Below are 12432 nucleotides of genomic sequence, written 5' to 3'. Positions count from 1 at the left end.
TCGTAACGATGCCGTTCCAGAAGCAAAAGCTTCTGTCACTGTCGCGGTGCTCCTCGAATAGAAATATATAATACCGTGAATTCCTGCAAGCAGGATTCACAGCATTATATATTCCTATTCTCATCGTTACTCGCGCAAAAAAAAGTTGAGGTCTTGACAACCTCAACTTTATGTTCATAACTAGTTATTAACACCATACTTTCTGTTGAACTTATCAATACGTCCACGAGCTGATGTAGCCTTCTGCTGTCCTGTATAGAATGGATGGCACTTTGAGCAAATTTCTACGTGAATTTCTTCCTTTGTAGAACCTGTTACGAATTCGTTACCACAGTTACAAACAACCTTTGCCTGATAGTATGCTGGATGTATTCCTTCTCTCATTACTTTCACCTCTTTACAATATCTTTATATGATTTATCCTTATTTCTTTTTATCATTTTGATAAACAGCTTTGTTATTGTATCATACACATATATGTAATGCAAGTACTAATTTTAAAAACTTACTAATTTTTTAACTTCCATATATTCCATATATTAATACGAATTAACAAACGCAGCTTTTATATTTTATATATAATATTTTTATACATAACGGTTCTTGATGATTGTCTTTACGAATTCATCATTATTTCTTGTCTTGGTGAACAGGTCAAGTATTCTTTCTGCAGCTTCATCTGTCTTAAGGCTGTTAAGGGCTTTCCTCATTATGTCTACTGCCTCAAGTTCTTCCTTATCAAGAAGAAGGTCTTCTCTTCTTGTACCCGACTTGGCTATGTCTATTGCCGGGAATACTCTCTTCTCGGATAACTTTCTGTCAAGTACAAGTTCCATATTACCTGTTCCCTTGAATTCCTCAAATACTACGTCATCCATTTTACTTCCTGTTTCAACAAGTGCTGTTGCAAGTATTGTAAGACTTCCGCCTTCTCTCATATTACGTGCTGCACCAAAAAATCTCTTAGGCATATGGAGTGCCGCCGGGTCAAGACCACCTGATAATGTACGTCCACTTGCCTGAACTGTCATATTATAGGCTCTTGCAAGTCTTGTAATACTATCCAGAAGAATAATTACGTCCTGCTTCTGTTCTACAAGTCTTTTAGCTCTTTCTATAACCATCTCAGATACTCTCTTATGTCTTTCCGGAAGTTCATCAAATGTTGAATATATTACCTCTACGTTATCACCTGTTATTGACTCTTTAATATCTGTAACTTCCTCTGGTCTTTCATCAATAAGAAGAATCATAAGGTGCATTTCCGGGTTGTTCTTAGTAACCGCATTGGCAATCTGCTTAAGAAGTGTTGTCTTACCTGACTTAGGCTGTGATACTATCATACCACGCTGCCCCTTGCCTATAGGTGATATAAGATCAACCATTCTCATCGCTATTGTATTGGAATTCCTCTCAAGATGAATTCTTTCATTAGGAAAGATTGGTGTGAGCGTTTCAAACGCCTTTCTTCTCTGTGCAACAACCGGATTAAGTCCATTTACAGACTCAACATACATTATTGCGGAGAACTTCTCAGCCTGTGTCTTGGCTTTCTTAGGTCCTCTTATTATATCACCTGTCTTTAAGTTAAATCTTCTTATCTGTGATGGTGCTACATACACATCATTCTCGCCAGGAAGAAAATTCTCACATCTTATAAATCCGTAGCCTTCCTGTAATACTTCAAGTATTCCATCCGCCATCTCTGGCTCTTTTGCTTCATCATAAGAAGCCTTACCTTCATTAACTGTATGCTCCTGATATGTACGTTCCTGATATTGACGCTCCTGATATGGGCGTTTCTCATATCTTTCGTTCTGGTGCTGTCTGTGATTATTATTCACCGCTTCATTATTATTGGTATTATTTATTACTTCATTATTAGTATTAGCTGTTTCAGAATTATTAACTGTCCGTTCAGTAACAGTATTAACAGTTGCCTCATTATCAGTATATCCCACAGTACTCTCATTTTCCTCTGCTGCAATAATAGCATCAATAAGCTCACTCTTTCTCATAGCAGATATGTTCTTTATCTTCTTATCTTTTGCAAAATCTCTTAATACGCTTACTGAAAGTGTTTCTAATTTCTCACGCATCTAAACCTCCTTACTTATTCCAGTATTTATTGATTATAAAAATGCTATTACCCATAAATACCGGATATACACTATGATTAAATCTAATATCAATTGTAAAATAACTATATATAACAAATTAATCTGGGAAACGATACGAATATGTATCTTAGATTTCGTAATTTATTATACATTATTTTTCCCAAAAATAAAAGACTTATATTGATGATAATTTCAGCTTGTGTTATTATATAGTCTATATGATTATTCTATAATATTATTCATGAAAGGAACATATATCTTATGACTAATGCAGAAAAAGCTTTACAGCTTCATAAAGAATGGAATGGTAAATTTGAAACAACTCCTAAGATGAGTATTACAACAAGGGAAGACCTTGCTTTAGCATATACTCCTGGTGTAGCAGAACCTTGTAAGGTTATTGCCAAAGATAAAGAAGCCGCTTATACATATACAATAAAGTCTAACACTATTGCTGTTGTATCTGACGGAAGTGCCGTTCTTGGTCTTGGAAATATCGGTGCACACGCCGCTATGCCTGTTATGGAGGGTAAAGCTGTGTTATTCAAATCATTTGGTGGTGTTAATGCAGTTCCTATCTGTCTTGATACTCAGGATACAGAGGAGATTATTAAGACTGTTGTTAATATTGCACCTGCATTTGGCGGCATTAATCTTGAAGATATATCGGCTCCAAGATGCTTTGAAATAGAAAGCCGATTAAAAGAGCTTCTTGATATTCCTGTATTCCACGATGACCAGCACGGAACAGCTATCGTTGTATTAGCTGGTATCATCAATGGTTTAAAGGTTATAGGAAAGACCAAGGAAGAATGTAAGGTTGTAATAAATGGTGCTGGTTCTGCCGGTGTTGCTATTACTAAGCTTCTTCTTACCTACGGCTTTAAAAATGTTACTATGTGCGACAAATCTGGTATTCTTTCTAAGAATAGTGAAGGTCTTAACTGGATGCAGAAATCTATGATGGACGTTACTAACCTTGAAGGTAAGACTGGTTCACTTGCTGATGCTTTAGCCGGTGCTGATGTATTCGTAGGTGTATCTGCTCCTAATATCGTTACTGCTGATATGGTAAAGACTATGAACAAGGATGCTATTATATTTGCTATGGCCAATCCTGTTCCAGAGATTATGCCAGATGTTGCGAAAGCCGCTGGTGCAAGAGTTGTCGGTACAGGTCGTTCAGATTTTCCTAATCAGGTTAATAATGTCATCGCATTCCCTGGTATATTCAAAGGTGCATTACAGGGACGTGCTACACAGATAACTGAGGAAATGAAACTTGCAGCAGCTTTAGCAATTGCTAACCTTATTCCAGATTCAGAACTTTCAGATACTAATATTTTACCAGAAGCATTTGACCCTAAGGTAACCGATGTTGTTGCCAAAGCCGTTATGGACTTAATTAAGTAATATATGTTACCATATTACTATTCCCTTAACGAATTTCTTCAAAAAGAATATGGCCATAAGCTTTACAAATTAGCCCTGAACGGTGGAATGACTTGCCCTAACCGTGACGGGCTAATTGATACAAAAGGATGTATATTCTGTAGTGCCGGAGGTTCAGGCGACTTCGCAGGCGGCAGAAAATCCGATATGGATATTAACACACAGATAGATAATGCCAAAGCATTAATAAAGAACAAATATAATGGCGGTCATTTTATCGCCTATTTCCAGTCCTTTACTAATACTTATGCTGATATAGATTATCTGCGTAATCTTTATATGCCGGTTATCAGGCGTGATGACATAGACATTTTATCTATAGCTACAAGACCTGACTGCATAGATGATAAAGTTCTTGATTTATTAGCTGAGCTTTCCTTAATAAAACCTGTATGGGTTGAATTAGGCTTACAGACTACCAACGAGAACACTGCCCGTTATATAAGGCGTGGGTATCCTCTTAAGACATTTGATGAGTGTGTAAGCACTCTTCGTTCTATTGGAATACGTCCAATTGTCCATATGATAGCAGGGCTTCCCAATGAAAATATGACTGATATGTTAAATACTGCTGACTACATCGCACACTGTGGTGCATCAGGAATTAAGATACAGCTTTTACATATTTTACAAGGTACTGACCTTTGCCAGGATTATGATAAAGGTCTTTTTAATGTGCTTTCACTAGAAGAATATATGGATATTGCAGGACAGATAATAACTCATCTGCCACCTGATATGGTTGTCCATAGAATAACGGGCGATGGTCCCAAATCAATACTTAAAGCTCCTTTATGGAGTTCTAACAAGAAGCTTGTATTGAACTCACTCAATAAACACTTCAAAGATAATAATATTTATCAAGGACGGAACTATGTATGAATACCGATTCGACAACGCTTTATAAGCTGATGATTTTGTATATGTTAAGCAAGGTCAATTTTCCGCTTTCCAATGTACAGATATCAACTTTTATGCTCGATAATGAATATACTTCATATTTTACATTTCAGGAAACAATTAATTCATTAGTTGAAGATTCCTTTATCCAGCAAATGAATTACAGAAACAGTACACAGTACAAACTCACACAGGAAGGCGAAGATACTGTAGCGTTTTTCTATACTAAGATTTCACCTGCAATACGTGAAGATATTGATTCATATCTTGCAAGGAACAAATACGAACTAAAATCCGAGGTTGGAACTACTTCTGACTACTATCGTACTACCAATGGAACTTATATCGCACATCTTCTGGTTAAAGAAGGGGACAGCACACTTATTGAGCTTAACCTTGGAGTACCTTTAGAAGACCAGGCTAAAGATATGTGTGACAAATGGAAAGACTCAAGCCAGGATATATATGACTTTATAATGCACAGACTTTTATAATTATAATGAGGATTAATATGGATAATTGCAAATACAGACATATTCTATTCTTAAGTTATAAAGATATATGCTACAACTCAACATCATATTTTGAACAGCGTATATCAGAAGAACTCATCAATGCTGGTATTAAAGTTACACATCTTAATATTCCAAAGCCAGCCAAAGGTTTAAGCGGCACATTAGCTGATACAGCATATATGTTGCTTAAGCCTTATTTTAACGCAGATTTAGATGCCATAATTGATATTAATACGACTATTCCCTGTATTAAATATAACAATGGATACATTCTTAATAATTTTGATATTCCTGTATGGCATTACATTCTTGACCACCCACTCTACCACTATAAGGCTCTTAAAGTGCAGCTTAACAATTACAATGTAATATGCCTTGATACATTTCACGCAAAACTAATCAGGGAAAGTTTCCCACATATCAGGGAAGTAAAGGTTATTCCGTTAAGTGCTGATGAATATTCCATCAGTAATATTTCTAAAAAATACTGTCAGGACAATATGGCTGATACTAATTCAGACAGCAGCTACAACACTTTATCATACCATAAATGTAGTAAACGTGCGGTAAAACTGCTATTTACAAGCACTTACACTGACCCTGTAAAGGTTGCACTTTTATATAACAAAAGTGGCTTAAATATTCAAAATAATAATATTAACGATAAAGATATCAACGATAATAGCACTAAAAATACACTAATTAAGGATATAGATAACGATTATCTGCTTAATGCACTTCTTAATAATCCTTCATTTACGCAGGAGAAAGCCGTCCAATATCTTAGAAGCCTTAATATATTAGACAATTCTTCTTCAACAATACAATATCTTCACAATAATTTCCTAATAGATGTATATCTGCAATGTATTATCCGTGAGGAGATTATAAGCACAATAATTAAAAACAGAATTCCAATAACTATATACGGACACGGCTGGGATGCTTTTGCCGATAAATGTGATATCTTAATTCCCGAGTACACTAAGTATCTTGATATACGAAAGGAAGTTACTTATAACAGGCTTCCAGCCATATATTCAAATGCACGTCTGTCTTTAAACCAGATGCCCTGGTTTAAAGGCGGTATGCACGACAGAATTCCACTTGCACTTATGAATGGCTGTCTTTCATTGACTGACGCAAGCACCTATTTAACTGATATTCTGAATATTGGTGAAAATGAAGGTGTATACACATACTCTCTTGAAAATATCGAAGCTGTGCCTGATATCATTATGGATATTCTAAATAACACAGCTGATGATAATTGTGTTCCTGAAATTATTAATTCATTATCCGATAAAGATTGTGTTCTGGAAAATATTAATTCATTGTCTGATAATGCAAGAGCTTACGCACATAAGCATTTTTCCTGGAAATGCTGGGTAGATAAATTTTTAGATTAATATTAATATATTTAAGAAAGCCGCCTTACAAGTAGTTCATTGATTAACTGAGCCAGCAATTGTTATTTATCATATAACAATTACTGTATTATCAAATTTCTGCCTGCAAGACGGCTTTTATTATTAAATTGGTTGATACTGTTTAGTTAAGCGTATCAGCAGTTTAAAAATGTCATTATTAGATTTATCTAATATATGGCTTTTACCTAGTTGCCACCCTGTGACATCTGTTCTTCCTGCTTTCTGATCATTTTCTTAACCATATTACCACCTACAGAACCAGCCTCAGCGGAAGTAAGGTCACCATTGTAGCCTTCCTTTAAGTTGACACCGATTTCTGATGCTACTTCCATCTTAAATCTGTCGAGTGCATCCTGTGCATTCTTCTTAGTCTTTGATGAAGTTGAACTTGAATTTGAACTAGCCATAATAAACCTCCGTCCTTATGTCCTTAGACATATTCTTTATTAGATAAGCTTCATTGCTTATCTTGGTATTATTATGTGCTTATACCGTCTGTTTATTATACCAATTTATGGAAGATATCTTTCATATATCTTAAAACCGTCAAATATTACATACCAGCGGTTGCCTGCCGCAGCCATAACTGTTACATATTCTTTTCCATCTTTTTCTGCAAAATTAACAAGACAGTTATGTGCTTCATCTGTATAGCCCGTCTTTCCTGCCTTAATGGTTACTCCCGGCACTTCATTACCGACCATTCTTGAGAACATTGTGCTTGTAAGATGTATTCCATCAGGGTGCTGTGGTGTAGACGCAGTTGTATACTGGTATGTTCCAAGAACCTTTGCACACACCTCATTACTCATAGCATATTCCATAATCATCGCCATCTCTGCCGGCGTTGTATACTGATTGACATCGTGAAGTCCTGACGGATTACAGAAATGCGTATTCTTCAATCCCATTTCTTCGCATTTCTCATTCATAAGCTTAACGAATTCTTCTTCTGAACCAGCAGTTATCTGTGCTATTCCGTATGCCGCATCTGCTCCTGAGGGAAGTGCAAGTCCATATAATAAATCATTGGCTGTCACTTCTTCATCAACACTAAAACCTGCAACTGATGCCTGCTGTATATACAGATTATTAAGTTCTTCAAAACCAAAACGGTACGTTTTATTCAAATCCTGTATATTCTCAACCGCTATTATAAGTGACATTACCTTTGTCATAGAGGCTGGATATATTCTTGTATCTGCCTGCTTGCCTGCTATAAGCTGGTTATTGGTAACATCAAGAAGTGCCACATAAGGTGACTGTATATCACCATCAAGCATTTCCTTATAGTCTGGTGACTTTGCGGCACACTTAAATACCGATTCCTGCTGTATAACTGTTATATTATTATCTTCTATAACATTATCTGTAAGCACTGCCTGCTGTTGTGCATTACTATCATCTGCACGCGAACTTATTGCTTTAACTGACTTGGTGACAACAACCGATATTACTAACAGTAATATAGCTGCAAATAAATTTCTCTTGATAAGTCTTATCTGTGCCTGTCTTTTTCTCTTCATTGCCATAGCCTTCTTCTTTCTTGCTCTATTGGCTCTGACAGCTTCATCATAATCTAAATACTCACTCATACTGCCCCCAGATACAATTAATCATTAATATACTGTGTACTGACAGCAAGTTCATCGGCTAATTCTTTACCCTTAATAAGAGTAACAAGTTCAAGTCCTAAATCAACAGAAGTTCCCATTCCTCTTGAAGTTGTTATATTACCATCTGTAACAACTCTCTCTGTCTTAGGTGCAACCTCAGCCCCTTCTAACATATCTTCAAAGCCCGGGAAAGCTGTTGCTCTCTTTCCTTTAAGGAAGCCTAACTTTCCAAGTACGCTTGGTGCGGCACATATTGCGGCAATTCTGCCACCAGCTTCATTATGCACCTTAAGCATATCAATAAGCTTGTCACAATCATAATATGTCTTGTGTCCCGGTCCTCCTGGGAGGAAGCATACATCTTCATCGTTACAGTTAATATCTTCAATAAGCTTATCAGCTTCAACTATAATATTCTGTGCACTTTTTACTGATTTATTACCAGTAATTGATACAGTGTCGACACCTATATTCGCTCTTCTTAATATATCTATAACTGCAAGTGCTTCTACAGTTTCAAATCCATCTGTTAAAAAAGCTAAAACTTTCATTTATTAATCTCCATTTCTACTTAATGTCTTAATCTACCGATATTTTATAAAATGTTATTTATTAGCGTATTGTTTTTATAAAATTTTAATTAAATCAATTTATTTTATAGTATATCACTTTTTGTTATTTCATACCATACTTTATAACACTTTAATTACAACTTTAATTCAATTATAACTGATTATTTTTTAGTCAAGCTGAAAACATTTTTATCATTATGTCTTGTGGTTTTGAATACTATGTGTTATCATATATAAATAAATATTTGAATGTTGGAGGCACATATGTTTAAACTTATAAGTGATACTTCATGTGACTGGATTAAGGAGTACGCAGAAGAACATAATGTTACATTAGTTCCGTTATATACTACATTTGACGGACAGACTTATTATAAAGAGCAATTTGAAATCAGCTATGATGAATTCTATAGAAAAATGACAGATGAGAACGCATTTCCTAAATCTTCTCTTCCTTCTATTCAAGATTATGTTGATGCATTTATGCCATCAGTTGAGGCTGGTGTACCTATTATATGCTGTTGTATAACAACATATTTCTCTGGTTCATACAACTCAGCCTGCACTGCAAGGGATATGATTATTGAAGATTATCCGGATGCTAAGATTACCGTTATCAATTCCTTACAGAATTCAGCTTCTATGTCTTTATTCGTATATGAAGCTATGTGTATGAGAGATGCTGGATATTCTTATGAAGATACAGTTAAGAAGCTTGAAGCTATGCGTCCTTTTGGAAGAATTATATTCACAACAGAATCTCTTGATTACTTAACTAAAGGTGGACGTCTTGTAAAGACAGCTACTATGATTACAAGCAAGTTAAATCTTCGCCCTATTATTATTATGAAGGGTGGGGAAATAGGCGTTGGCGGTTTCTTTAGAACAAGAAAGAAAGCTAAAGCAAAGGTTATCGAATTATTATGCAAGCATTTTCAGGAGTCAGGACTTAATATCAATGATTATGATATAACAGTTGGATATTGTACTAACCCTGAAGAAGCAAGTGAATACAGAAAAGAAGTTGAGGAAGCTATAAGCACTAAGCTTCTAGAGTCAGGAGTTGAATTCAAGACACGTATCGGTGTTGTTACTTCGTGCCATACAGGTCCTACTGCACTTGGGGTTGCACTTATGCCTAAGTTTGATAGATTTGAGGCTTAATTAGGAGGGCTTCAAATATAAATAATGTGTCATTTGATGATTGATTTCTACCTTTATTGGGTGGCGGACGGACGTAAAATGGTGGGTGAATACACGCTGTGATGAGCGGACGAACGGGTGACACAGCTACGGTATTGTATGAAGACAATTGGATATTCTAAGCCTTTCTTATTTAGGTGGTGAGGACGGACGCATACGCTCCTATTCGCCATCGTGGCTCAGTAGTCGCTTGGCAGGACACCGTGTCCTGCCATTGCTGGTTTATGGGGAAGAAAGGCTAAGAATATCTCAGTTGTCTTTATAAATCATCCTCTTTAGCTGTGTCACCCGCCCGCCTCGCTCATCGCATTGCGTATTCGCTCACCATTTTGCTGGTTGTATCATTATGTACGCTGACTTATCATCGGAACAGCATAACTCTTACATATAGTTCTGGCTTTCCTCTAAATTATGAAGCTCTATACAACTACGGCTGTACAGCTGTTGCATTTTATCGCAATACAGGCAGGGGAGGGGCTTGCTGATGGCGGGGTGTGGTGCTGTGTTTTATAAGACAATTGGCGAATATTCCAAGCTATTCTTACAATAAACAGCAATGGCAGGACACGATGTCCTGCCAAGCGACTACTGAGCCACGATGGCGAATAGGAGCGTATGCGTCCGTCCTCACCACCTGCATTAAGAATAGCTTAAGAATATCCAATTGTCTTATTACACAGCACCGCACCCCGCCATCAGCAAGCCGCTCCCCTGCCGTCCGTAGCAAAACATAACCCAAACCTATACATACCACCACAGTTGTATAAGCTTCACAAAAATTATAACGCCTTAATTCTCTCAAGTGCCTTAACAGTATTCTCGTAAGATCCAAATGCTGTAAGTCTAAAGTATCCTTCACCGCTTGGTCCAAATCCTGAACCTGGTGTACCTACTACATTAGCTTTCTCTAAAAGATAATCAAAGAATTCCCAAGATGTCATCTTATCCGGAGTCTTTAACCAGATATATGGTGCATTAACACCACCTGATACTGTATAACCCGCTGACTTTAAACCTTCAAGAATAGTCTTTGCATTATTCATATAATATGCAATCTGTTCTCCTGTCTGCTTCTGTCCTTCTTCTGTATATACAGCCTCTCCTGCTCTCTGGATAATGTATGGAGCACCGTTAAACTTAGTGCCGTGTCTTCTTGCCCAGAGGCTGTGAAGCATAACATCTCCACTCTTTAAATCCTTAGGAATAACTGTAAAACCAAGTCTTGTACCTGTAAATCCTGCATTCTTAGAGAATGAACGAAGTTCTATGGCACAAGTTCTTGCTCCTTCACATTCATATATTGTATGTGGTACATTTTCTTCTGAAATATATGCTTCGTAAGCTGCATCATATATAATAACTGCACCTACCTTGTTAGCATAGTCAACCCATCTTTGAAGTTCATCTTTAGTTATTGTTGAACCTGTTGGGTTGTTAGGGAAACAAAGATATATAATATCAGGTGTTTCCTTGGGAAGTTCTGGTGCAAAGTTAGTCTCTGCTGTACAAGGCATATAGATAACATTGCTCCACTTCTGCTGTTCTGGAATATAATCACCTGTTCTGCCAGCCATAGCATTAGTATCTACATATACCGGATATACAGGGTCACATACTGCAATCTTATTATCAACCGAGAAGATGTCTCCGATATTACCTGAATCAGACTTAGCTCCATCACTTACGAATATTTCATCAGCAGATATATCTGCACCTCTCTTCTTATAGTCGTGCTCTACAATAGCATTTCTTAAGAACTCATAACCAAGATCTGGGGCATATCCGTGGAATGTCTCTGCCTTACCCATCTCATCAACTGCATTATGTAACGAATCAATAACTACTGGTGCAAGTGGAAGTGTAACATCTCCGATACCAAGGCGGATAATCTCCTTGTCTGGGTTAGCTGCACTGTAAGCACTTACCTTCTTGGCAATTGTTGAAAACAGATAACTTCCTGGAAGCTTTAAATAATTCTCATTAATCTTAAACATTCTTCTCTCTCCTTATCCTATACATAAATCATTTGCAAGTATTATACACTACTATTATTCTAACAACAATATAAAGGATAATAAACCTAATAATAATAACCGTTACTATACATTTACCGCTATGTCCCAAGATAAAATCTTAATAATCTTTCATATTCTTCATTAATTGCAAGCACAATGTTATTATCTCCGTGTGTGTTATCAGGATGATATATTTTCAACAAATCTTTGTAACGTTTCTTAACAGAGTCAGTATCATTAACACCTTTAAAGAATATCTTGACATTTTCTGCATCAGCCATAGTTCTTCGTGCTTCGCGATACACCTTATCCCTGTACATAAGCTTTTCTCTGTTAAACCTCTCCTTGTCAATTGCAAGCTGTCTTGTCTCTTTTTCAAGTATAGTCCACTTCTGATCAAATAAAGACTGCTGGCTCTCAAGCTGTTTCTTCATAAGCTGGTTCTTTCTCTGCTGGCTTCTTAACATACCCTTCTGTATATCAATAAGCTGTCTGTCCTCTTCAAGAGACTGGCTTAATTCATTCAATCTTATATTCTCTTTGAACAGAAATTTCTTCTGTTGTTGTTCACTAAGAGTTTCAAACTTTTTCTCATCCATAAACAACCCT

At 36.5% G+C, this 12432-nt stretch carries 12 protein-coding genes; 5 read left to right on the top strand and 7 right to left on the bottom strand.

Translation table 11 applies throughout. From position 1 onward, the window contains the following. Positions 1-180 precede the first annotated feature (180 nt). Together rpmE and rho are read right to left on the bottom strand one after the other, a co-directional pair. Positions 181-384 carry a 50S ribosomal protein L31 gene (gene rpmE / locus WMO42_RS07835; protein WP_022502599.1) on the bottom strand — a complete coding sequence of 68 codons (204 nt, stop codon included), beginning with the start codon at positions 382-384 and terminating at the stop codon, positions 181-183. Between the two features lie 203 nt (positions 385-587). Next, a complete protein-coding gene (gene rho, locus WMO42_RS07830; protein ID WP_349191973.1) occupies positions 588-2099 on the bottom strand; it encodes a transcription termination factor Rho in 1512 nt (503 codons plus the stop codon). Positions 2100-2381: 282 nt separating this feature from the next. On the opposite strand from rho, the gene WMO42_RS07825 reads away from it, so the two are divergent. The 4 genes from WMO42_RS07825 to WMO42_RS07810 are packed head-to-tail and all read left to right on the top strand — an operon-like array spanning position 2382 to position 6396. Then, the gene (locus tag WMO42_RS07825; RefSeq protein ID WP_349191971.1) at positions 2382-3533 is read left to right on the top strand and encodes an NADP-dependent malic enzyme; all 1152 of its coding nucleotides are present in this window, start codon (positions 2382-2384) and stop codon (positions 3531-3533) included. 3 nt (positions 3534-3536) lie between these two features. Continuing rightward, positions 3537-4454: a TIGR01212 family radical SAM protein gene (locus tag WMO42_RS07820; RefSeq protein ID WP_055174083.1), complete on the top strand. Its 918-nt coding sequence runs from the start codon at positions 3537-3539 to the stop codon at positions 4452-4454. Next, a complete protein-coding gene (locus WMO42_RS07815; protein ID WP_022502595.1) occupies positions 4451-4966 on the top strand; it encodes a DUF4364 family protein in 516 nt (171 codons plus the stop codon). The genes WMO42_RS07820 and WMO42_RS07815 overlap by 4 nt, the downstream gene beginning before the upstream one ends. A 17-nt stretch (positions 4967-4983) precedes the next feature. Continuing rightward, a complete protein-coding gene (locus WMO42_RS07810; protein ID WP_022502594.1) occupies positions 4984-6396 on the top strand; it encodes a hypothetical protein in 1413 nt (470 codons plus the stop codon). Positions 6397-6602: 206 nt separating this feature from the next. Here WMO42_RS07810 and WMO42_RS07805 read toward each other — a convergent pair whose 3' ends face one another. From WMO42_RS07805 to WMO42_RS07795, 3 genes are all read right to left on the bottom strand, one after another. Beyond that, on the bottom strand, positions 6603-6824 hold the full coding sequence (locus tag WMO42_RS07805; RefSeq protein ID WP_022502593.1) for an alpha/beta-type small acid-soluble spore protein: 222 nt from the start codon (positions 6822-6824) through the stop codon (positions 6603-6605). 105 nt (positions 6825-6929) lie between these two features. Next, the gene (locus WMO42_RS07800) at positions 6930-8012 is read right to left on the bottom strand and encodes a serine hydrolase (RefSeq protein ID WP_349191968.1); all 1083 of its coding nucleotides are present in this window, start codon (positions 8010-8012) and stop codon (positions 6930-6932) included. Between the two features lie 17 nt (positions 8013-8029). After that, positions 8030-8584: a DJ-1 family glyoxalase III gene (locus WMO42_RS07795; protein ID WP_055306177.1), complete on the bottom strand. Its 555-nt coding sequence runs from the start codon at positions 8582-8584 to the stop codon at positions 8030-8032. 285 nt (positions 8585-8869) lie between these two features. Between WMO42_RS07795 and WMO42_RS07790 the strand changes: the two genes are divergently transcribed. Further along, positions 8870-9769: a DegV family protein gene (locus tag WMO42_RS07790; protein WP_055306178.1), complete on the top strand. Its 900-nt coding sequence runs from the start codon at positions 8870-8872 to the stop codon at positions 9767-9769. An 818-nt stretch (positions 9770-10587) separates the two neighbouring features. On the opposite strand, the gene WMO42_RS07785 is transcribed toward WMO42_RS07790, so the two are convergent. Both WMO42_RS07785 and WMO42_RS07780 read right to left on the bottom strand, forming a co-directional pair. Continuing rightward, a complete protein-coding gene (locus WMO42_RS07785) occupies positions 10588-11802 on the bottom strand; it encodes an LL-diaminopimelate aminotransferase (protein ID WP_022502589.1) in 1215 nt (404 codons plus the stop codon). Between the two features lie 119 nt (positions 11803-11921). Then, positions 11922-12422, bottom strand: coding sequence for a hypothetical protein (locus WMO42_RS07780; RefSeq protein ID WP_022502588.1), 501 nt, complete (start codon positions 12420-12422; stop codon positions 11922-11924). Positions 12423-12432: the final 10 nt, after the last annotated feature.

Source organism: Lachnospira sp. CLA-JM-H23 (assembly GCF_040096425.1).
Lineage (GTDB): Bacteria > Bacillota > Clostridia > Lachnospirales > Lachnospiraceae > Lachnospira > Lachnospira rogosae.
Note: the sequence above shows the minus strand (reverse complement) of the source record. Positions and strands in the feature narration are given on the sequence as shown.

Bases quoted from the DNA above. Each gene is read 5' to 3' on its own strand.
- rpmE (WP_022502599.1), bottom strand. From the start codon at position 384: ATGAGAGAAGGAATACATCCAGCATACTATCAGGCAAAGGTTGTTTGT.
- WMO42_RS07805 (WP_022502593.1), bottom strand. From the start codon at position 6,824: ATGGCTAGTTCAAATTCAAGTTCAACTTCATCAAAGACTAAGAAGAAT.
- WMO42_RS07820 (WP_055174083.1), top strand. From the start codon at position 3,537: ATGTTACCATATTACTATTCCCTTAACGAATTTCTTCAAAAAGAATAT.
- rho (WP_349191973.1), bottom strand. From the start codon at position 2,099: ATGCGTGAGAAATTAGAAACACTTTCAGTAAGCGTATTAAGAGATTTT.
- WMO42_RS07800 (WP_349191968.1), bottom strand. From the start codon at position 8,012: ATGAGTGAGTATTTAGATTATGATGAAGCTGTCAGAGCCAATAGAGCA.
- WMO42_RS07810 (WP_022502594.1), top strand. From the start codon at position 4,984: ATGGATAATTGCAAATACAGACATATTCTATTCTTAAGTTATAAAGAT.
- WMO42_RS07780 (WP_022502588.1), bottom strand. From the start codon at position 12,422: ATGGATGAGAAAAAGTTTGAAACTCTTAGTGAACAACAACAGAAGAAA.
- WMO42_RS07790 (WP_055306178.1), top strand. From the start codon at position 8,870: ATGTTTAAACTTATAAGTGATACTTCATGTGACTGGATTAAGGAGTAC.
- WMO42_RS07825 (WP_349191971.1), top strand. From the start codon at position 2,382: ATGACTAATGCAGAAAAAGCTTTACAGCTTCATAAAGAATGGAATGGT.
- WMO42_RS07795 (WP_055306177.1), bottom strand. From the start codon at position 8,584: ATGAAAGTTTTAGCTTTTTTAACAGATGGATTTGAAACTGTAGAAGCA.
- WMO42_RS07785 (WP_022502589.1), bottom strand. From the start codon at position 11,802: ATGTTTAAGATTAATGAGAATTATTTAAAGCTTCCAGGAAGTTATCTG.
- WMO42_RS07815 (WP_022502595.1), top strand. From the start codon at position 4,451: ATGAATACCGATTCGACAACGCTTTATAAGCTGATGATTTTGTATATG.